Source organism: Petrimonas sulfuriphila, from assembly GCA_038561985.1.
Classification (GTDB): Bacteria; Bacteroidota; Bacteroidia; order Bacteroidales; family Dysgonomonadaceae; genus Petrimonas; species Petrimonas sulfuriphila.
In genome coordinates, this window is the sequence record CP073276.1 from 436,413 (window position 1) to 460,117 (window position 23,705).

Annotated in this window: 11 protein-coding genes; 8 read left to right on the forward strand and 3 right to left on the reverse strand. The window is 40.2% G+C overall.

The genetic code is table 11. The features are described from left to right. The first annotated feature begins 127 nt into the window (after positions 1–127). The 7 genes from KCV26_01735 (at position 128) to KCV26_01765 (ending at position 14,016) form a co-directional block, all read left to right on the forward strand. Positions 128–3,307: a carboxypeptidase-like regulatory domain-containing protein gene (locus KCV26_01735; protein WZX37137.1), complete on the forward strand. Its 3,180-nt coding sequence runs from the start codon at positions 128–130 to the stop codon at positions 3,305–3,307. A gap of 64 nt (positions 3,308–3,371) precedes the next feature. Continuing rightward, positions 3,372–4,601, forward strand: coding sequence for a DUF4876 domain-containing protein (locus KCV26_01740; protein ID WZX37138.1), 1,230 nt, complete (start codon positions 3,372–3,374; stop codon positions 4,599–4,601). A 41-nt stretch (positions 4,602–4,642) separates the two neighbouring features. Then, a complete protein-coding gene (locus KCV26_01745; protein WZX37139.1) occupies positions 4,643–6,226 on the forward strand; it encodes a hypothetical protein in 1,584 nt (527 codons plus the stop codon). 56 nt (positions 6,227–6,282) lie between these two features. Further along, a complete protein-coding gene (locus KCV26_01750) occupies positions 6,283–8,241 on the forward strand; it encodes a 4Fe-4S binding protein (GenBank protein ID WZX37140.1) in 1,959 nt (652 codons plus the stop codon). Between the two features lie 41 nt (positions 8,242–8,282). After that, positions 8,283–10,382, forward strand: a complete 2,100-nt coding sequence (locus KCV26_01755) for a S46 family peptidase (GenBank protein WZX37141.1) — start codon at positions 8,283–8,285, stop codon at positions 10,380–10,382. Positions 10,383–10,699: 317 nt separating this feature from the next. Beyond that, on the forward strand, positions 10,700–11,125 hold the full coding sequence (locus KCV26_01760) for a hypothetical protein (protein ID WZX37142.1): 426 nt from the start codon (positions 10,700–10,702) through the stop codon (positions 11,123–11,125). 35 nt (positions 11,126–11,160) lie between these two features. Beyond that, positions 11,161–14,016: an insulinase family protein gene (locus KCV26_01765; GenBank protein WZX37143.1), complete on the forward strand. Its 2,856-nt coding sequence runs from the start codon at positions 11,161–11,163 to the stop codon at positions 14,014–14,016. Positions 14,017–14,928: 912 nt separating this feature from the next. Here KCV26_01765 and glgP read toward each other — a convergent pair. Continuing rightward, positions 14,929–17,496, reverse strand: a complete 2,568-nt coding sequence (gene glgP, locus KCV26_01770; protein ID WZX37144.1) for an alpha-glucan family phosphorylase — start codon at positions 17,494–17,496, stop codon at positions 14,929–14,931. A 171-nt stretch (positions 17,497–17,667) separates the two neighbouring features. Continuing rightward, entirely contained in the window at positions 17,668–19,317 is a 1,650-nt protein-coding gene (locus KCV26_01775; GenBank protein ID WZX37145.1) for a glycogen/starch synthase, read from the reverse strand. Positions 19,318–19,463: 146 nt separating this feature from the next. On the opposite strand from KCV26_01775, the gene mfd reads away from it, so the two are divergent. After that, on the forward strand, positions 19,464–22,790 hold the full coding sequence (gene mfd, locus KCV26_01780) for a transcription-repair coupling factor (GenBank protein ID WZX37146.1): 3,327 nt from the start codon (positions 19,464–19,466) through the stop codon (positions 22,788–22,790). Here the strand turns inward: mfd and cysK are convergent. After that, the gene (cysK, locus tag KCV26_01785) at positions 22,770–23,678 is read right to left on the reverse strand and encodes a cysteine synthase A (GenBank protein WZX37147.1); all 909 of its coding nucleotides are present in this window, start codon (positions 23,676–23,678) and stop codon (positions 22,770–22,772) included. The two genes, mfd and cysK, sit on opposite strands and share 21 nt — an antisense overlap. Between the last annotated feature and the right edge of the window lie 27 nt (positions 23,679–23,705).

The following is a 23,705-nucleotide window of genomic DNA, read 5'->3' on the forward strand; positions in this document are numbered from 1 at the left end:
ACTAACAAAATGTTTTCAGTATAAATGGCTAAAATAATTATCATCTCATTGTTTATCATCTACATAACCATACTTTTCAATCATTATATTATCACACACAATGTAACCAATAAAAGTATTTCGCATCATGAAGAATAAATGTATAAGACAACAGGGAAAACCTGATAATGCCAAAATGGTATTTAAAATGTTCAAGGTTTTGAATGTATTACTACTTGCTGTAATTCTTTCTGCAAACGCAACAACCTTTTCACAGGAGACTTATATCAGCATCAGGCTTGATAATGTATCCATTAAGCAAGTGATTTCTGAAATTGAGAAAAAAAGCGACTTCATTTTTCTTATACCTGGTAATCTGAACGATGAGATGAGTAAAAAAATTGATATCAACATCAAGAATGAATCAATTGAAGATATCCTACACATCATCACATACGGAAGCAATTTTAATTATAAAATTTACGATAAACAAATTGTGTTTTACCTGGACGAAGAAAAAGAACAAATCGTTTTTGAAAAACCAATTAATCAAAAAAAGGAAACCAAAAAAAATGGTTTTGCCATTAACGGTACAATAATCGATTCCAAAGATAGAGAAACAATTATTTTTGCCGTCGTAGTATTAAAAGAGCTCAATTTATGGGCAACGAGTGACAAAAACGGTAAATTTTCCATCCAGAACGTCCTTCCCGGTGAATATACTCTTGAAGCATCGAGTATGGGCTATGTCACCTACTCTATCCCGATAAGTGTAACAAAGGATATTTCAAATTTGAATATTTTGCTGGAGCCCAGCAATTTGTTACTTGATGATGTTATAGTTACAGCTCAGTCAGGAGGGGCAATAAACTCATCTCATATAATGGAAAAGGCTTCTATTGATCACCTTCAGCCATCGAGCCTTGCAGATGTTATGCAACTTATGCCGGGTGCACTTATAAACAATCCCAATCTAACTACTCAGAACATAATAACCATAAGGAGCATCAAGGATTTTAGCGGGTTAAATGCTGCCGGAGTAGGCTTACTGATTGATGGTAATAAAGTATCCAATAATGCAGAGGTAGAAAGTGCCACATTCGACTACAGAAAAATCCCAACTGACAATATCGAATCGGTAGAAGTTATGACAGGAGTACTTTCGGCTCAGTATGGTGATATGACCTCAGGCGCGATTGTAGTGAAAACCAAGGCAGGTATGACACCCTACGAAGTGAGGATAAAATCTGATCCAAGGACAAAAGCTGGATCAATTAATAAAGGATACAGGCTGCCATATAACGTGGGATTTTTAAACGTGAGCATGGATTACGCCAAGGCTTTCAAGAAAAATATCTCGCCTGTTGATATCTTTGACCGGACAACGATTGGATTAACTTACTCCAATACTTTCAATAAAGAAAAAACGCCATTCAGGTTTAATTTCAAGGTTAATGGTAACTTTACCTCCAATAATGTCACACAAGATCCGGATGTCTCAAAAGAAGACTTTTCCAAGTCCTCTACAAATAATTTAAACACATCCATTTATGGGTCCTGGATGCTTAATAAACCCTACATTTCTGTGCTAAACTACAATATTTCGGCAGTCTATCAAAAACAAAAAACAAATCAATACACCGTCATAAACAGAACCCCCACTCCAACAACAAACACTAAAGTGCCAGGAATATCAGAAGGCTATTTTACAGAACTTCTCTATAAGGAAGATTTTTGGCTGGAAAGTGTTCCACTTTCCTTTAATGCCAAAATTCATGGGAATCTTAATAAGTTGATGGGAAAAACCCTATTCGCCAGTTTACTTGGATTTGAATATAACCGTGATGGAAACAAAGGAAGGGGTAGTTATTATACCGATGCAACTCCTCCCTTTTTCAGAGAACGTAATTATAAAGAGATCCCTTTCATGGACAACATCAGCTTATTCGCCGAAGAAAAAATTAAAATACCAATAAAAAAATCCACTCTGGAACTTGTAGGTGGAGCTCGTATAACCAAAATGAAACTGGAAGGATATAATTATAATCCTACTGTTGAGCCCAGGTTTAATGCGAGATACGAACTATTCAAACCTAAATTCAGGGGTGGCCTGAGAAAATTAAACTTCAGGGGTGGTTGGGGAATAATGGAAAAGTTGCCATCGATCGGTTATCTGTATCCTGCACCGATTTATATGGATTATAACCTATTCCGTTATAGCAGTACGGAAGCCAACAAGTCACTTGCGGTAATACAGACCGATATTATTGATGAACTGCTGCCATATAACTTAAAACCCAACAAGACCTATAATATGGAGATGGGTATTGATGTAAACATTTCCGGAATTAATGCACAGATTACCTATTTTAAAGAAAAACTGGTTGATGGTATTACCCAAAATGTTAATTTCAAGACTAATACTATTAAATATTATAACGCCTTGACCGGAGAAAATGCTGATCCAAAATTTGAGAACGGCACCGTATATGCAAAAGATGAAACAGGAAATTACATTGAAGTATCCCATACACTCCGAAATGATTTTAAATTATTTAGCAGGCCGGATAACCGGGGTAAAATAGATAAATGGGGCATTGAATATTCAATGTCATTCCCTAAAATCGAGGCACTGAACACTACGGTTATTCTTAACGGTGCTTACCTGAAAACGGAAGACAGTAAAGATGGAGAAGAACTTAAAAAGATAAACAGTAACGATCCGGTAAATCCACAGGAGGTCTTCCCCTATTTAGCAGTATTCGACAAAAATACCGGCAGCGATATCGGTAACAGTGCCAGAAGGTTTAACACCAATCTGAATTTTGTAACAAACATTCCTGCAATTAGAATGATTGTTTCATTAACCACTCAGTTTATCTGGTTCAATCAATCGCGATATATTTTTGATCCGGCAAACTCATACATTGAAGATCAGAATGGGAAGCCGATATATGACGATTTTTCAAACAAAAATGTGCTGCAGGATATCTATAGAGATCCAACATATTACATAGGTTTTGATGGAAACAGACATCCGTTTTCAGATTTTCACACCACCAACGATCCTGTGTTAAAAACTCGGCTCGCTCTTTTAAGGGAAACTACAAACAACAGCTACTACTTTCTGCCAACAGGATATAAACCATATATGATGGCTAATATAAGACTGACAAAGGAAATTGGCGATAACACCTCCCTATCGTTTTATGCAAATAATTTTACAAATCATACGCCGATCATGAAGGATAAAGCACGTCCTAATGCAATTGGGAACCGATTAAATTCAGATATATATTTTGGAGCAGAAGTGAAATTTAAATTTTGATCATCAGATACTTGGGTGCAAACACAGCGCCAGAAAAATTTCAAAAACATTAAAATCAAATAAAATGAAAAGATATTTATACAGTATTATTTCTATAAGCTTCATTTTAATTATTCCTTCTTGCCTCGAGAATATCAGATCAGATGAATTCAGTGAAGCAGAATTAAGTGGAACTGTTATTGTAAGCGTAAAAATGCCAGAAGGATATGATTATCCTGTAAAAGGATTAAAGGTTATACTTTACGATAACACAGCAGGTCTTCAGTTTAAAGGCATTACCGATGAACAGGGGGTTGCAGAAATCAGAGTTGCTCCAGGTTACTACATAGCGTCAACCGAAACATCCTTTAGAGATTCGGGAGGAATCCTTTACCTCTTTAACGGAATGTCTGAAAAAATTGATGCGATATCCCAGTCAAACAGCGTTGAAATTGAGCTTACAGCATCGAAATCGAGTCAGATTGTATTCAAAGAGTTGTATTTTGGGGGATGTTTCAACGAAGAAACAGGCAAAAGCTATACTACTGACAAATACATTATCCTATATAATAACTCAGATCAGGACGCATACCTTGATTCATTGTGTTTAGGTGTGGTTTATCCATTTAATGCTCCCACCAACGGACGTTTGTCTGATTGGGTAAAACCGGGGACCTCGGAACTGAGAGATTCCATTCCGGCAGCATCCATGGTATGGATGTTTCCCGGAACCGGTAAAGACAACATTCTTGAACCTGGCCGGGAAGTGGTTTTAGCACTCAATGCTATAGATCACTCCGCATCTGTGCAAACCTCTGTAAACTTAGGGAGACCAGGATATTGGGCCATTTATGATCCCATCATGACCCCTAGCCATGCTACTCCCGAAGCGGGTGTCAAATTACTTGAGGGGATTTGGAAAATTGGGAGTGCAAAAGCTTTTGTAATTTCTAATTTCAGTCCAGGATTTTTTATATTTACCCTGGGTGGAAAGAGTATTGAACAGTATATTCTGGACAATTACGCGTTAAATCCGAACTCCTCAAACATTAATTCAAGCGCTTTGCTTGTTGATAAAAATCTTATTTTAGATGCTGTTGAATGCCTTAGAAATCCCACAGATACCAAAAGATTCATGCCAGAGATTGATAACGGATTTGCAATGATATCAGGATCGGGTCAGGGACAGAGTATCATAAGAAAAGTCGACAATGAAGAAACGGAAAAAACAGGTGGAAGAATAGTATATATGGACACGAACAATTCATCCAACGATTTCGAAGTTATACCTCATCCTACTTTATATAATCAATAAGCTGGCGTTATTTAACCCGTTATATTTTAAATATTTATTTCATGAAAAAAAGATATATAATTATACTAGGAGCATGGGTATCATGGCAGTTAATGACATTCAACATGTTCGCACAGGCAAGCGATAAAAATGAAAAAATTGACTACACATTTGAAGAAATACAATTACGTGCTCCATGGGCTGTTTCTGATAATGTTTCGGGACTGGCCTATTATCAGTTTCAGGATTATGCTTCTGTTGGAGGCTTTTACAATTCTGAGAGTGGTGATTACAGAAATTACAATTCGGCTGAAAATTTATTTAATTTCGGAGTTGCTACACAAGCTTATAGGAAAGTTAAGAAACTGCTTTTTTATGGTGATTTCACATACAAATATGACACCAAAAAGAATCAAACCTGGCTAGGCAACTACATACCTGACTTTACAACAAACCCTATGCTGGACTCAATTCCGGGGAAAGTCCTAAGCGAGAGTTACGACATGTCCGGAAAAATTGCATATGCCCTGACTAATAAAACAGCATTGGGAATTGGCATTAGTTATCACACTGCAACAATGGCAAAAAGAACTGATGGAAGAAACTCGAATGTATATTCGTCAATATGTATAAAACCTGGTGTTACCCACAAAACTGCAAATTTCACTACAGGTCTGAACTTCAACTATAAGTACGATGTAGACAGAGTGACCTATGATTTTATCGGAGATTTGACAGGGAAAAACATATACTACATGGAAGGACTGTTTTTTATGGCCAAATCAGGAATAACTTCAGCAACCATTCTTAAAAGAGGCTATTTTTTTAATTTACTTGGAGGGGCATTTCAACTTGACTACAATAACAATAATCTCGAGTGGTTCAATGAATTAGAAATGAATTATGGGAAACTCAACAACTACGAAGGGATATTTCTTACCAAAAAGTACAGTCGTGAAGAGTTGCTAAACTACCATTATGGCGGTTCTATCAAGTTTTTAGGAAACAGCTCCAATCATTTTATAAAATTTAATCTAAACAGCAACGAAAGGGCTTCGAATTACATAATTAATAATTATGAGCAGGTTCCGGGAGAAATTAAATCGTGGGAATATTATGAAAAAGGGAGCGTTTTAAGATATATGACTTCCATTAAAGAACTAGATGCTGCTTATCGCTTTTGCTATAAAAAAACCGACTGGAAATATAATTTCAACCTAACAGCTGGGTTTAACAGGATGATTAACGAGAAAACTTACAAAATTTTCCCCGAGACTTACAATCAACATTTTAACATCAATACTTTGTACTTTGAGGGGAGGAAGTATTTCTATCCTCAGCAAAAAAATATAATTGAACTGGAAGCCGGGGTAGCATTCTCTAAAGGTTCAGATGAAGGAAACTCATTAAATTCGGAAAGCTCAGGCAATTTAGGCATGCTGCAACTAAATAAGAGATTGTTGGAAATAGATTATCAATACCGTAATGCCTCCAGAACAAACATCAATGTTGGAGCAAGGTATCGTCACTTATTGAATCCGGATAAAAATTATGCTTTAGAATTCTGTATGAAATACCACAAGATAGTAGCTAAAAACAAACAGAAGAGATCATTTCTGTCTTTATCAACGAGCTATGTTTTTTAGAAGAAACAGCGAAAAGAATAACGATACAACAATATATTAATACAATAAAATAAATTATGAAACTATTTTCGAGACATTTCAAAAAAAATTGGTTCAGACATCTACTGCAATGGGGTGTATTATTTGCAATAATCATCACAATGACCAATGTTTTCTCTAAAACTTCTTCCGATCCGGAAGCGTATTGTCCTTTTGGCGGCCTTCAAGCTTTTGGATCTTACCTATCCAGCGAAACTTTAGCCTGCAGTATGACCACAGTTCAGGTTTTGATGGGCCTGGCACTTGGAGTGGGAGTAATTCTCTTTGGCAAGTTGTTCTGCGGTTACTTATGCCCTGTAGGATTGGTTTCGGAATATATGTTTAAGTTTCGAAAAAAGACAAAGATTAAAGGGATTGAAATTGCGAACGGAACCGTTGTAGATAAAATTCTCAGATCGGTAAAATACATACTCCTATTTATCGTTTTTTACATGACATTGAGTACATCTGAACTATTCTGTAAGAATTTCGATCCCTACTATGCAGCTGCTACCGGATTTCATGGGGAGATCACATTATGGATGGCAGTTGCTTCTTTAGTAATCCTGTTCTTAGGAAGTTTCTTCATTAAATTGTTCTGGTGTAAATATGTTTGTCCTTTGGGCGCATTAAGTAACCTGTTCAAGTTTACCATTTCGTTCTTATCCATGATAATCCTATATATAATTCTTATTCAGTTAGGATTAAATATTCCATGGTTATATCTTTTGATAACAGCCTGCCTTATGGGGTATATCCTTGAAGTTTTCATGGTAAAACCCAAAGTCTTCCCATTGATAAAGGTGAATAAGGATGAGGGAAAGTGTACTGACTGCGGACTTTGCTCCAAAAAATGCCCCTACAACCTCCCTGTTGACAAAAACAAAGTTGTAAAGGAAGTGGATTGTACTCTATGCGGCGAGTGTCTATCGGCTTGTCCTTCTGATGCACTTACATTCAACAAGAAGAAATATAACCGCTGGTTACCGGCCATATTAACAATAGTTCTATTTATCATTGCATTGATTATTGGTTCTAAGTGGGAAATGCCTACAATCAATGAAACATGGGGTGATAACATCGAAGATGTAAAGCTTAAAACATTCAAAATGGAAGGACTAAGCTCTGTACATTGTTACGGTAGTTCAAAAGCATTTTCCGCAAAGTTACGTCGTGTTCCCGGTGTTTATGGTGTATCTACTTTTGTTAAAACTCAAACTGCAAACATCCTCTACGATCCAACTCAAACAAGCGAAGAGGAGATCATGGGAGCAACATATACGCCTGTGAAGTTCAAGATTGTAAATCCCGAATTATCAGACAGTCTGATTAAAGTAATTACAATGTATACCGAAAAGATGTACGATAAATTAGATCCGAATTATCTCGGAATGCAGTTCAGACAATATGGAAATGATAAGTATTTTGGAATTGAGACCAAGTTTTCATGTCCGCTAACCGTACATCTGTATATGGATATTGACGAACCCGTTGATAAAGAGTTCCTAAAAAATATTGTAGAGAAAAGGCAGCTTATCATTCGTTCGGCCGATGGGCAAGAGAATATAAGAGATTTGAATTTTGAATTTGTGAAAATTGAAACGGAAACCGATACTATTACACGGAGAGATTTTCTGGAAAGGCATTTCAATAAATACAATTCACGTTATAAGGAGAATATTAAGAAATTTGCCGGATTAGACTCTGCATCATTGGTGGTACCCTTTCCTGAACTTGACAAACCAATCTATTCGAGAAATATTCCCTATTTATCTAGTTACCTCTCTTTAAACGAAGGAGTTTTGAGACTGGAGACATTTTTAGATGACAATGATACTCCTTCCATGAAAATAGTCTATGTCCCTTCAGTAATTTCCGGAGAGAAATTATGGGAAAATCTTTGTTCGGATAAATGGAGTGTAAAAATGACAAGTGGAGAGATCAAAGAAATAGATGCAAGATTAGATTTCAAGGACAAGAAACAACAAACAGAATAACAATACTAAATAAACAGAAATTTTACAAAAGAAAATCTGATATGAGAAAATATATCATCATCTTGATAATTTTAATAGGTATAAGTGCAAACACAGTAAAGGCAGACGAAGGCATGTGGCTGATACAAGCTCTGAATAATGAACTGCAAAAGCGCATGGAAACCAGGGGATTGGAAATTGGGTCAGAAGTTATATACAGTGAAAATGAAGCTTCTCTGAAAGATGCCGTTGTTTCATTAGATTTTGGTTGCACCGGCAGTATGATCTCCAATAAAGGACTCTTAATAACAAATCATCATTGTGCTTATGATGATATTTTCAATCTAAGTACCCCTGAAAACAACCTGCTGGAGAATGGATACTGGGCAAAAAACAGCTCCGAGGAGATACCTGTAAAAGGGAAAACCATCTATTTCCTAAGAAAAGTGGTAGATTGCACAAACGAAGTGAACCATGTCAGAGATTCTTTACAGAAAATAAAACAGCCAAGCGGTTCGCGACGTGTATTTAGTATTATCGAAAATAAACACAAGCAGCAAAGCGGATACGAAGCCTCGTGCTCTTCCATGTGGAATGGCAACAAGTATTATATGTATTATTATGATACCTATACCGACATAAGGTTTGTTGGCGCCCCCCCTGTTCAGGTCGCAGCGTTTGGAGGCGATGTTGATAATTGGGAATGGCCTCAACATAAATGTGATTTCGCACTGTATCGTATATATGGAGATAAAAATGGAAGACCTGCAGCTTACTCAGATGAAAACATTCCAATTAAACCCAAAAAAATTCTGAAGATTTCACTGGATGGTGTTCAGGAGAACGACTTTGCTATGATAATTGGCTTTCCGGGGAGAACCGACAGATACAGTTCCTCTTTCAAAGTAGATATGAATGAAAGAATAATTGGGCCTATAATGGTGGAATCTATGGGGACAAAAATGGAAATTATCAGAAAATGGATGAACAGAGATTCCGAAATACGCAAGAAATATTCAAATATATTTTTTGGTTTAAGCAACGTACAGGAATCCCTGGCAGGTGAGGTTGCTTGCACACGAAGATTTGATGTTGTAGAGAAAAAAAGGCAGGAAGAAAACAAATACTGGAAAAATGACGCCTCACTCCTGTCGATGATGGAAAGAGGATACAAAGATGTGGAAGAAATCGAAAAATATATGACATACTACCGCCAATCGCTCGTTTCAGGGAAGGGATTTATTGCACTGGGGAACAGGGTAAACTCTTTAAAACCTGACGACAATCAATCGTATGACTCATTCGTAAAAAGGGTTGAAAAATTATTTACTGAATATGATGCCCGAGTAGAAAAAGAGCTTATGGAGTATCAACTGAGACTATTTATCGAAAACGTACCTGAAAAATATTGGGGGCCATTTATAAAGTATCTGACAGGAAAGTTCGAAGACAATTACGCAGCAATGACAAGTGAGATATTCGATAATTCTGTTATGCTGGATCCCAATAGATTTAAAGAGGCAGCGAAAGAAAAAAACAACATTAAGCTCTTCATGGAAGATCCAGCAGTTAAGTTGGCTAGAGATATAAAAATATCTGATTTACGCAAAGATGAAACACAGATATTAAAGGGTAAAGTGTCATTGTACAAAATGGACGGTCTTTATGAAAAAGCATTGTACAACAAGAAAAAAAGTGCAGGTATATTACAATATCCGGATGCCAATTTTACCATGAGACTTACTTATGGAAATGTGTGCAAAATGCAACCATCTGATGCAATCAATTACAACTATATATCAACCACGCAAGGCATTATTGACAAGTATAATCCTTATGATTATGACTTTGCATATCCTGAAAATATTCTCAATATAATTAAAAGAGGAGAATGGGGAAAATATGGAAAGGATGGAAAATTGCATGTAAACTTCCTTACAAACAATGACATTACGGGCGGCAATTCGGGAAGCCCTGTCATGAACGGGAAAGGCGAGCTGATAGGATTGGCATTCGACGGAAACAAAGAGTCCTTGGCTTCAAAGTATTACTATCAGGATGAGATGACAAACTGTGTTTCGGTTGATATCCGGTATGTACTTTGGTATATCGACAATTGTACTGATGTTGGATATCTTTTGGATGAAATAGCAGCCAAATAGCAAGTATCAATAGTTGTAATATGTGTCTAAGATTGTTTCCCTTCTTTCTTCTTGCTGCACTAATTGTATTACCGGGATGTTGGACATTGAAAAACACATCAACCCGAAAAATTAACAACAGATTTTTCAAACAGGCCGGAAGGACTGATTCGAAAGATCTGTTTGTTAAGGGTGATGAAGATCAAGTGGAAATATTCCGGATAAACAGCAAGAACTTCACATGTGATTTTGATAGTTCGACAGTAGAAATCTACCCATTAATTTTATGCGAAAAAAACATTTTGCCGCGAATAACTTTCCATGAAAATGCCTTTAAAATGAATTTCATTATTCTCCCGCTTAAATTAAGACCTGCTGTAAAGGAAGTTTCTCATCAGCTAAATTGCGATTTTAACGGTTCAATTTGTGCCGGATATTTGAAAAACAGATATAATATTGATTATTTAAACCACAAGTCTGGCTTATATGTAAGAAATATCTCCAACTACGAATTCTTTTACGGCCTGTTTATGGGAATAGGGAACACTTTTATATCCCCAACCACCACAGATCATGCTATAGATGATGAGTACGACGGGGTAGTGTTACAAAAAGGAATTGCCGTCTATATGGGTTACAACAACCTAAAGGCAGGTATTGCTATAGGAATGGATAATTTACTGGGTAAAGACAGAAAAAACTGGATTTACGAGAACCGGCCTTATCTTGCTTTTACGCTGGGTTTTAATATCGAAAATAAATAAATTACTGGAAATACTACATTATTAACAAGTATAATATGAATAAGAAAACGTTTCTTATAATTGGATTGCTCGTTCAGGTTGCATTCTTAGCTGCACAATCGTTCGATATATCAGAAGCATTGCCTGTCGATAAAGAATTTATTACAGGTCGGCTAGAAAATGGACTTACCTATTATATCAGAGAGAGCAAATTAAGTGAAAACAGAGCTGATTTTTTTATTGTCCACAATGTAGGTTCTCTGCAGGAAGAGGAAAACCAGCGCGGATTGGCCCATTTTTTAGAACATATGGCTTTTAACGGTACAAAACATTTTCCCGGTAAGCAATTGCTCAACTATTTCGAAAGTATAGGCGTACGATTTGGGGTAAATGTAAATGCATACACTTCCATGAGCCGTACTGTATACAATATATCGGAAGTACCTGTAACCAGGAGTTCAGTGGTTGATACTGCTTTATTGGCACTGCACGACTGGTCACACTACATCAACTGTCTGCCTGAAGAGATTGAAAGTGAGCGAGGAGTAGTTCGTGAAGAAATGCGAAGAGGTGACAACCCGCTGACAAGAACAATGCAGACCATATCAAAAATTCAACGTACCAACTCACGTTTTGCCGAAAGGACCCCTATAGGATTAGCTGAAGTGATAGAAAACTTTGACCATCAAGATTTAATCGACTTCTATCATAAATGGTACAGGCCTAACCTGCAAGCAGTAATTGTTGTAGGAGATATTAATGCCGTAGAGATCGAAAAAAAAATCATAGAGAGGTTTTCCACAATCCCAAATCCTGAAAATGAAACGAAGAAGATATATTATACGGTTCCCGATAACAAGGAGCCCATTGTTGGATTTTTCACTGATCCTGAAACAAAAGCGAGCTCAGTAAGGATGACTGTAAAAATACCGCATCGCTCTGTTGCCGAAAGGCAAACACATGCATTTGTATACGATAAGCTTGTGGAAGAACTATTTTTAGAGATGTTTAAATCAAGATGTACGGAAAGAGCCAAAAAGACCGGTGCTGATTTTCGCGTAATCGTTCCGGTATTCGGTGAAATTGATTATACATGTAAAACTTTTACTGCAACTGCTATGCCTGCACACGGGAAAGATCTATACACAGCTCTCAATGGTGTTTTAGAAGAAGTTGAACGTATAAGGCAACATGGAATGACAAGATTAGAATTGGATAATGCTAAAAATATTGTAAGAGCAAACATCAGAAAAAAACAATCTAATCAAGTGCAAAAACCGGCCAACAAAGATTTTGTTAATATTGCAGTAGAAAACTTTACACGGAACAAGGCACTTGTGAATCATACAGAATTAATGGATCTGACATACTCAATGTTAGACAAAATGAAAATTTCAGATATTAATGACAACATTGAAGTCTTTTTAAATGAAAACAACAGGATAATAATCTTTGCTGCACCGGAAAGTGACAAAGAATCACTTCCTTCAGCCACTGAGGTGTTAGGGCTCGTTAAATCAGTCCAAAATAAAGCTCTAGAACAATATAACCCTGTGATCAAAAAAGAACTTGCTCTCTCAGTACCAATAAATCCAGGTAGAATTTCAGGTTTCCGCCAGATAAGTGCAGCTGACTTTGGCATTAAATATAAAGTACCACTTGATTCAACCACTGAGATCAAGCTTGAAAATGGAGCAAGGGTCATATGGAAAGAATCGTACGGAAACGGTAAAAAAGTTAGGCTATCAGCCTTTACTCCGGGAGGTTATGCTCGTCCTCACTCCATAGAGGAGATTATGATTCTGAAAAATTACATGAGGTACTATAATGTAGCCAACTTAAACTGGAATGAATTGAGTGAATGGAAACATACCAATAGCATCAGATTAAGCCAGTCAGTCAACAGAAGAACAGATAACTATTCAGGGGATTTTTATCCGCAAAAAAGTGAAAATTTCTTTAAACTGCTCTACTCCCATTTCACTGACGTTTCTGCAGACCAAACAGAGCTCAGTAAGTTCCAACAACTATTTTTAAAGACTATCGGAGAAGAAAAAAATGAAACAAAACTATTTGAGGATTCAGTTAAGAGACTTACCTACTCTTCCGATCCTCTTAAAACTAACTTCGATACTCTATATATTCAGTCAATTAATACGGAAAAATTAAATAAACTTTATAAGCGTCATTTTTGTAATCCAGCTGAGTTTACATTCATATTTACCGGCCCTATGCCTGTTAAAGATGCTGTCCCTTTAATAGAAAAATATTTAGCCTCTATTGCTGTCAATCACCACGCACAAGAAAAAATTTTGGAATACAAAGATCCTGAATTAAACAGAGGAAAAGTAGAACTTTTTTATAATGCGAAAAACACAATAACATCGAAGGCTTCAGTATCTATCACTTACCATACAGATATTGAATATAGCTCAACAAATTATGCAAACACGCTGTTTTTACGTGATATATTATCCAGAAGATGTTATCAAAGCATTCGCGAGGACAGAGGAGGCACCTATCATGTCGCTGTATCCGCATCACTCATCAGACACCCTCAATCGCAACTTGTTGTAAAGATTGAATTTGAGACTAATTCTTCAATGATTCCTGAATTATTGAAAGTTGTACAGCATGAAGCAGATCTATTAGCAAAGGATGGACCTACCATAAAAGAGATTGATGAAGTAAAGAAATATCGGGAAAAAGCCCTGAATAATAATAAGATTATTCCCTGGTCTACCATCATTACCCAATCAATATTAAATGAAGAATTTCTGGATACTAATGATTCTGAATTGTTGGATGAGGTTAATGCAGCAAGGATACATAATCTGGCTAAACAACTATTTGGCTCAGGTAATAAAATGACTTTTGTCTTTGATCCCCGGGATAGCACAGTTGAACAATAAAAGGGTCAACCTATCTCAAGCGTTACCGACGTAAATCATTATATACAACTTCCCGATTGAAGAAATTTCAATCGGGAAGTCTTTATTAAACTATTCATGAGTCCTCTCCGAAAACCTCAAAACCCAATTTTATCGGTTTGCAACTTATTGAATATCAATGATCATATTGTGAAATTTTTAAGAAAAAAGACTTATTGGAGGAGACTCGTTCATTTATTTTTCAATTTTAATTTTATAATACTTCGGTAATTTTTTTAAATAGTTCTTGTAATTCACTGAATATCAATAGAGTATGGCACTTTTAGAGGGCCTGATATAAATTGTTGACTGTCAGCATTATAAATGAAGTTTTAACGAAGTATTAATTTTATATAGCTAAAAAGTTAAACTTGAAGATCCGGTACAAATTGCAATATCATACACTATCACGAAACTTATTTGTATGGTTGAAAAAAAATGCTGAATTTTCAATAGTATACTTTTACCTGAAAAAAGTTGACTCTTGAAACAACACTCCTTTCCAAACATCCATGTAGACCAATGCAAGCGCAAAAAGCGGAAACCAAAACCCGGGATAACCACACCATGCAAGAGAACTACTGCAAAAAGCAGAGTTTTGAACTGTTCGATGCGAATAAAACGTGCTTGCACAAACCTTCTCAACCATTCCGCCGGTAACGATGGAATACCTCTGGAACCGAAACAACAAACCGATGGAAGTCTATGCAAAAAGAGGCTGTCTCAAAAAAAAAGCAAAGTCCATGCGGTGCGGCAGGCAATACTTTCCCTAAAGTGATACGTTGGCGCCAATCTAATAATTCAACCCGAACGCCCAAAGCGGTATCACATATACATAATTTGCACAACAAAACAAGCATTTTCTTAAAATACTGCTCATCGGAAAGTGCGTTTTTAACTGATCCACTTCACGTAAGCAAAATCCATGCGGTGCGGCAGATCCGGATTTTTCGGATAAATACGCAAAGCATATTGGTGTGTGCCTGGGTCGTTTAGCGCTTCTCTGGTTTGGAAAAAAAGCCGGGAACCTTCCGTTTTCAACAAGTTGAACTCGTATTTTTCAACAAATTCAACTTTATTGGCAGTTGAGTCGTAGTCAACCACCACGCACTCCAGCCCCAACTCGGCAGCAATATCTTTCTTGTCGATAACCACTTCGCCGTAAATCTTGTTTTTTCCGTTATTTATATCTACTTCCTGTACCGGCTCAAACTCCAGTTTAATTACTTCGATCTTGTCCCATTTAGATGCGGTATCTTCTTTCCAACGAACGATTTCCTTAGCTTTCGCATAATTATTTTCGGCAAGCTTTTTCGATCGTTGTGCCAGCTTCATATAAAAACGGTCGAAGTAGTCGTCCATCATCCGTTTGGTCGTGTAATGCGGAGCTATTTCTGCAATCGATTTCTTCACGAACTTCACCCACTGAGGCGAATATCCGTTGCTGTTGTGCGCATAATAAAGCGGAATGATCTCCGACTCAAGCATGGTGTAAAGAGTCGATGCATCCAGTTCATCCTGGAAAGCCTGATTTTCGTAAGTCCGTTTTGCGGTTAACGCCCAACCGGCCCCTTCGACATACCCCTCGTACCACCAGCCATCCAATACAGAAAGGTTTAACACGCCGTTCATAATGGCTTTTTCACCCGATGTGCCCGAAGCTTCCTGTAAACGCGTAGGGGTGTTCAGCCAGATATCAACGCCCGAAACCAAACGTTTAGCTAAACGCATGTCGTAGTTCTCGAGGAAAATTATTTTTCCTAAAAATTCGGGGCGGCGCGATATTTCCACAATGTGCTTGATGAGCGATTGTCCACCACCATCTGCAGGATGCGCTTTGCCGGCAAAAATAAACGTAACCGGGCGCTCGGGATTGTTCAGTATTTTTGCCAGACGGTCTAAATCTGAAAACAATAAATGAGCCCGTTTATAGGTAGCGAAACGGCGCGAAAATCCTATGATCAGAGAACCCGGCCTGATTTCATCGAGCATCGAAATGATCCGGGTGGGGGCAGCCTGATTTTTTAACCACCCATCAACAAACTCACTCTTGATGTAATCGACAAGCTTCTCCTTCAAGTGCATGCGTAATCCCCAAATCTCCTCATCACTGATATCATACACCTTTTTCCATATCTCGGGATTAGACTGATCCTGGTAAAAATCTTCGCCCAGGTTATTCTCGTAAATCCTCTTTACCGATGAAGTTGCCCAGGTCGGCAGGTGGACACCGTTGGTAACATAGCCCACATGGAGTTCCTGTGGAAAATAACCCTTCCAGACCGGCTGAAACATCTCCTGAGAAACCAGGCCGTGAAGTTTACTTACTCCGTTTGATTCCTGTGCGGTGTTCAACGCAAAAACACTCATCGAGAACTTTTCGTTTGTACCCGGATTATCACGTCCCATATCCATAAACTGATACCAGGGGATACCTATCTTGTTGACCAAAGGTTCCATGTATTTCCGGATAAGCGACTCCTCAAAATAATCATGACCGGCAGGAACAGGGGTGTGTACCGTATAAAGGGTGGATGCACGTACAACCTCCAACGCTTCGTTGAACGACAGTTTTTCTTCTTGCACATAATCGCGTAACCGCTTAGCACTGATAAGGGCTGCATGCCCCTCGTTCATGTGATACACATCTTTCCGGATACCTAGCCTTTTCAGAAGCAATATTCCTCCTACGCCAAGCAAATATTCCTGTTTCATGCGGTTTTCCCAATCCCCTCCGTAAAGTTGGTGGGTAATGGACCGGTCATATTCGCTGTTATGTTCAAGATCTGTATCCATCAGATACAACTGAATACGCCCTACCGATACTTTCCAGATATTTGAATATATGGTTCTGTCGTGGAAAGGTACTTCGAGAACAACAGGCTTGTTATGTTCATCCAGTACCTGGGTTATGGGTAAGGAACCAAAGTTTTGGGCTTCGTAGTTGGCAATTTGCTGCCCGTCCACGGAAAGGGTTTGGGTGAAATATCCGTGGCGGTACAGGAACCCGACAGCAGTCATATCAACCCGGCTGTCGCTTGCTTCTTTCAGGTAATCACCGGCCAGAACGCCGAGCCCGCCGGAGTATATCTTTAAAGCGTGCGACAGGCCGTATTCCATGCTGAAATAAGCAATACTGGGCCGATCTGCATCGAAAGGAGTACCTATATAGTTTTTGTATGATTGATGTAACCGACCTATTCTAGCCATCAGATCGGCATTTTTCATAATTTCCTCCGTTTTTTCAGTACGCAAGTTTTGAAGTAACGCTACCGGATTTTTACCACACTTTTCGTATTCCTCATAATCCAGCAATTCAAAAATTTCTTTTGCCTCCTCGCTCCAAACCCACCAAAGGTTATGGGCGATTTCTTCCAACGGCCTTAACTCTTCCGGCAAAATTGAATGTACGTGCACATCATGCCATACCGGAGTGTTTGAATAACTCGCTTTAATAATCATTTTTTATCGTTTAAATGTTGATTTTTTAATGTTGATTTTGGTCTGAATTCAAATCATCAGAATTTCAGACCACTACACTTTTAAACGTCAAGATAGTCTGACCATCTAACTACCCAATCGTCTAACAGTTTTCGCTCTTTATTCTTTGTTCTTTTCCGCAAATATAAGCATTTAATCGGCTTTGTATCTTGCCGGTTTCGATAACCGTATAAAAGAGTTGTGCAATGCTTTGCGATAAGCTTCCTGATAATAGGTGATGAAATGTGCCCAATCTGCCCTGTCGGAAAGTTCCGCAGCCATTTTTTTCAACACATTCACCTGATCTATACTTTTGAGTGTAAAGTCGTATAGGGTGGCTGCAATCTCCTCTGCCACCTCTTTATAGTTGCTGTCGTCCCGGTAAATGACCTGTACCCCATCGGATAAACCTTTCTCTGTATCTCCATTTTTCTTTGCCCAAACACCAAAACCCGCCAGCGTTGTCGTGATGGTAGGAATGGAAAAGGCAACGCTCTCGTGCGGTGTGTACCCCCACGGTTCGTAATAGGACGGAAAAACAGAAACATCCAGGCCAATTAACAGGTTGTAATAATCCGTATTGAAGATACCGTCGAATCCGTTCAGGTAAGACGGAACAAAAATTACTTTTACCCTCTCCTGCTCTGAATTGCTAAATCCAAGGTATTTCAGGTAATTTACAATCTTGTCGTTTTCGATATCCTGCAGCTGATGAGTTGTATAAAGTGCCGATTGCCAATCTTCCCTGGGACCCTTTATCCAAGCAGGGATCATAATGAATGCAATCACATCTTTGGACAATTGAGGCATCTTGCGCAACGTGTCCAACGCATCGATAAAAACATCGATACCTTTGTTCTTGTATTCATACCTTCCGCTAATTCCTACCAGTAGTGCATCGGGATGAACAAAATGCCCCAATAGTTTCTCCGCAACACTCAGCAACGTTTCACGCGCCTTTTTTCGGGTACGCCTATAGTTCAATCCGTTGGGGATAAAGTCTTTCTCAAATCCGTTGGGAGTCACCACATCAGGCTGACGCTGAAGAAACTGCGAACACTCTTGTGCCGTAATATCACTTACCGTAGTGAAACAATCCACACTTTGTGCCGCCCTTTTCTCAATGGAATGCTTGGCCACCATATTCAGTTGGCGCGCCATCTGATCGCCGTTATAATTTTTCAGGTGATTGTAGAGCGGGAGCCCGTTTCCGGCAATAGAGCGTCCTACTCCCGTGGCGTGGGTGGTGAAAACTGTGGCAATTTTCGGAACATATTTCTTGATGTACAAGGCTCCCATACCTAACTGCCACTCATCGAAGTGCGCAATGACATGGCACGCCTCCAAACGGTGAAACCGATAGAAACTTTCTATAACCACCCCCGAAGCATAGGCGAACATCGATGACTCGTCGTAATCTCCGTAGGCATACATGGAGTCTACCCCAAAATCGAGCCACATCTCTGAATAGATGCTGTTCTTTTGTTCAAAAAACCGGTCAAACTTAATCAGAAAAACGATGGGATTTCCAGGTACATTCCACCTTCCAGCACGTATCTCGAGGTTCTGGTTTATCCGTGCAAAGTTTCTCCAATCGGCGTAAAGTTCCTTTTCTTCCAGGAACCAGGGATTATCCGATGGTTGTAAAACATCGGGGCCGATAAAAAAAACCTTGTCTTTGTATAATTTTTGTAGTGAATTTGCCTTCGTTGATAAAACGGTGTAGATACCGCCAACTTTGTTACACACTTCCCAACTTGCTTCGAAGATGTAGTCGGGAGTATGCTTTGCATCCATTTGCATATAAAAGAACTGTAATTTGAAAGACAAAGATACAGATTTAAAGTGAAAAAGCGAAAAGGGAAGTCTTAAAAATATCATAATCACAGGCACAATCCGTAAATCTAAAATCGTAATTTCTTTGTACCTTTGCCCCGAATTTATAAACGATGGTATCAGACATCTCTCAATTGCTCCGGATCCTTGAGGTTCACCCCAACGTAGCGGCCGCAAACAAATTGCTGAAAGAGGTAAAAACACTTTTAGTGAAAGGTTTGCACGGTTCTTCGCGTGCACTTTTCTCGGCAACGCTTTATAACAAACAACCGCGGACCTTTCTTTTTATCCTCAATGACCTGGAAACGGCAGGATATTTTTATCACGACGTTACACAGATCCTGGGAACGAAAGACATCCTTTTCTTTCCTTCGGCTTACAAACGTGCTGCCAAGTACGGACAGATGGATCCGGCAAACGAAATTCTCCGCACCGAAGTGTTGAGTCGTTTACAAAACAACGACTCTTCGTTGTTCATCGTATCTTACCCCGATGCGCTGGCAGAAAAAACGGTTTCTCAGGCAACACTTCAGCAAAACACCCTGAGGTTGTCGGTGGGTGAGCAGGTGGATTCCGGTTTTGTATCGGAAGTACTGGACTCTTACGGTTTCACCGCTGTGGATTACGTTTACGAACCCGGACAGTATGCCACTCGCGGAAGTATATTGGACGTCTTTTCCTTTTCGAACGAATTGCCTTACCGTATCGATTTCTTTGGAGACGAGGTGGAAACCATTCGCAGCTTTGAAGTTGAAAGCCAACTTTCTGTAGAGAAGTTCGTCGAAATCCGTATCGTCCCTGAATTCGGTAAAAGCAAGCACAAAAACGCATCGCTTTTTGACTCTGTTCCCCGGGAGACGATTATCGCGATTGAAGATATCCGCTGGATAGAAAGCCGCGTTGAAAGTATCTGCAACGATGAGCTGAGCATTGACATCAGTAACGAGGAACTGGTTAAAGCCGACCTGCTCACGAAAGAAGAGTTCCTGTCATCTATTGAACCGTTCACACACCTGCGGTTCGATACGAAACTGACGGACACCCCAGATGCCATCTTGCAGTTTCAAACAACTCCACAACCGTTGTTTCAAAAGAATTTTGATTTGATTTCGGACTCGCTCAACCAGTTCCTGCAAAACAACTATACCCTTTACATCCTCAGCGACAGTGAAAAACAGCACCAGCGTCTGAACACCATCTTCCACGACAGGGGCGACGATATTCCGTTCACGCCTGTAAACAAAACATTGCACGAAGGGTTTTCGGACGAATCGCTGAAAATCTGCTGCTTTACGGATCATCAGATTTTCAACCGGTTCCACAAATACAACCTGAAATCCGAGAAGGCCCGCTCCGGAAAGATTGCACTCACATTAAAGGAGCTTAACCAGCTTCAACAAGGCGACTTTGTGGTTCACCTGGATCACGGAATCGGAAAATTTGCGGGACTGGTCCGCCTTCGTATCGGAGAAACGGTGCAGGAGGTGATCAAGCTAACCTACCTGAACAACGATTCGGTATTCGTTTCCATCCATTCCCTTCATAAGATATCCAAATACAAAGGCAAAGAAGGAGAGTCTCCGCAACTCAACAAATTAGGCTCCGGTGCGTGGGAAAGGACTAAGGAAAGAACTAAAACAAAAATAAAGGATATCGCCCGCGACCTTATAAAGTTATACGCCCAGCGACAGAACGAAAAGGGATTCTCCTATTCAAAAGACACCTACCTGCAAACTGAACTGGAAGCTTCGTTCATGTATGAAGATACGCCCGATCAGCTAAAAGCCACGCAAGAAATCAAGCTGGATATGGAAAGTGACCATCCGATGGACAGGTTGGTATGCGGCGACGTGGGCTTCGGCAAGACGGAAGTAGCCGTACGTGCGGCTTTCAAAGCGGCCACCGATGGCAAACAAACGGCCGTTTTGGTACCGACCACCGTGCTGGCCACCCAGCATTACAAGACATTCAGCGGAAGATTGTCCGATCTTCCCGTAAAAGTGGATTACCTGAGCCGCGCCCGCTCGGCGAAAGAACAAAAACAAATCCTCTCCGAGTTGAAAGAAGGCAAGATAGACATCATCATCGGCACTCACCGGTTGGTAGGCAAAGACATTCAGTTCAACGACCTGGGCCTGTTGATTATAGATGAAGAACAAAAGTTCGGCGTATCCACCAAAGAGAAACTGAAACAGCTGAAAAGCAATATCGACACGCTCACGATGACCGCTACCCCTATTCCCAGAACGTTGCAGTTTTCGCTGATGGGGTCTCGCGATTTTTCCACCATAAACACGCCTCCCCCCAACCGTTATCCTGTACAAACGGAGGTTCACACGTTCGACGTGGAGGTGATGAAAGAGGCCATCAACTACGAGGTGAGCCGGAACGGGCAGGTTTTTATCGTCAACAACCGCATACAGAACATTTACGAAATGGAAGCGCTGCTCAGGCGCGAGGTCAAAGACATCCGTATTGCGGTAGCTCACGGACAGATGGATCCGAAAAAACTGGAAGCCATTATTGCCGATTTTCTGAATCACGAGTACGATGTGCTGCTGGCAACCACCATTATCGAATCGGGAATTGATATGCCCAACGTGAACACTATTATCGTTATCAACGCTCAAAACTTTGGGCTGAGCGACCTCCACCAACTTCGCGGACGCGTGGGAAGGAGTAATCGCAAAGCGTTCTGTTACCTGATGGCTCCACCGCTCTACACACTCAGCACCGATTCCCGGCGAAGGTTACAGGCTATTGAGAATTTCTCCGAGCTGGGCAGCGGCATTCACATCGCGATGCAGGACCTGGATATCCGGGGTGCCGGTAACCTGTTGGGTGCAGAACAAAGCGGATTTATTGCCGACCTGGGCTACGAGACGTACCAGAAGATCCTGGCAGAAGCCGTACAGGAATTGCGCAAGGAGGAGTTTACCGAACTCTATCGCGAACAACAGGAACTGAAGGCCGAAAGGGAAGAGGATTTTGTCGACGACGTGACCGTAGAGAGTGACCTGGAGCTGATGTTTCCGGTAGCCTATATCCCCAACGATGCCGAACGGGTAGCCATGTACCGCGAGTTGGACAACATGGAATCCGAGACACAAATCATGGATTTTACCCAACGGCTGGAAGACCGTTTTGGTAAAATCCCCGCACAAGGAAAAGAGCTTATCCGTATCGTGCGGCTTCGCCGGCTTGCTAAATCACTAGGTATCGAAAAGATTTTCCTGAAGACCGGCCGAATGACCCTCTTCCTTATCTCCGATACCGAATCGCCTTATTACCGCTCAACGGCTTTCGACAAACTGCTAAACTTTATCCAGACTCATCCGCGGGACTGCCAGCTACGGGAAGCCGGCAAAAAACGATCGGTAATCATCCGGAATGTAAAAACCGTTGAGGCAGCGATTGCGCTAATACAATCCATCCACTGACAAGTACCGTTCTCCCGTATCGTAATTGAACGTCAATATCCGCTTTTTCTCGGTCAGTTGCGACACTTTCTGCGCCACGGCAGCAATAGCCGCACCGGTGGAGATCCCTCCGAGAATACTCTCCTCTCGTGCTAGCCTACGGGCGTATATAAAGGCGTCTTCGTTGGATACTTTGATGACACTGTCGAGCACGTTCAGGTCCAACGTGTCGGGGATAAAGCCAGCTCCGATGCCTTGAATGGTATGCGGGCCGGGACTATCGCCGGAAATAACGGGAGAAGCCGCCGGCTCAACGGCAATGACCTGAATGGAAGGAAACTTCTTTTTTAGCTCTCTCCCCACTCCTGTAATGTGGCCACCGGTACCTACCCCCGTAATCAGGTAATCAAACCCTTCGGGAAAATCATTGAGTACCTCTTTTGCCGTCTTCTCTGCATGAACCGTTACATTGGCTTGGTTTTGAAACTGTTGTGGGATCCAGGATCCCGGAATTCCGGATTGAAGCTCCAGGGCTTTCTCAATGGCACCTTTCATCCCTTTCTCCCGGGGTGTCAACACCAGTTCCGAGCCAAAAAGCCCGATCAGGCGACGTCGTTCAACCGACATGGATTCGGGCATCACGATAATGACCTTATACCCTTTGTAGGCACCGACAAAAGAAAGCCCTACACCGGTATTTCCCGATGTGGGTTCTATAATGGTTCCTCCGGGCTTCAAGATCCCTTTTTTCTCCGCATCTTCAATCATTGCCAGAGCAATACGATCTTTGATACTCCCTACTGGATTTTGTCTTTCCAGTTTAATCCATACTTCGTGATGGGGGAACAACTTGCTCAAACGTACGTGAGGTGTATTCCCGATTGATTCCAGAATGTTGTTAAATCTCATTGTTGTTAATTTTAAAATGTTATGAAT

Coding starts and splice junctions, on each gene's coding strand:
- KCV26_01735 (WZX37137.1), top strand. CDS start 128: ATGAAGAATAAATGTATAAGACAACAGGGAAAACCTGATAATGCCAAA.
- KCV26_01740 (WZX37138.1), top strand. CDS start 3,372: ATGAAAAGATATTTATACAGTATTATTTCTATAAGCTTCATTTTAATT.
- KCV26_01745 (WZX37139.1), top strand. CDS start 4,643: ATGAAAAAAAGATATATAATTATACTAGGAGCATGGGTATCATGGCAG.
- KCV26_01750 (WZX37140.1), top strand. CDS start 6,283: ATGAAACTATTTTCGAGACATTTCAAAAAAAATTGGTTCAGACATCTA.
- KCV26_01755 (WZX37141.1), top strand. CDS start 8,283: ATGAGAAAATATATCATCATCTTGATAATTTTAATAGGTATAAGTGCA.
- KCV26_01760 (WZX37142.1), top strand. CDS start 10,700: ATGAATTTCATTATTCTCCCGCTTAAATTAAGACCTGCTGTAAAGGAA.
- KCV26_01765 (WZX37143.1), top strand. CDS start 11,161: ATGAATAAGAAAACGTTTCTTATAATTGGATTGCTCGTTCAGGTTGCA.
- glgP (WZX37144.1), bottom strand. CDS start 17,496: ATGATTATTAAAGCGAGTTATTCAAACACTCCGGTATGGCATGATGTG.
- KCV26_01775 (WZX37145.1), bottom strand. CDS start 19,317: ATGCAAATGGATGCAAAGCATACTCCCGACTACATCTTCGAAGCAAGT.
- mfd (WZX37146.1), top strand. CDS start 19,464: ATGGTATCAGACATCTCTCAATTGCTCCGGATCCTTGAGGTTCACCCC.
- cysK (WZX37147.1), bottom strand. CDS start 23,678: ATGAGATTTAACAACATTCTGGAATCAATCGGGAATACACCTCACGTA.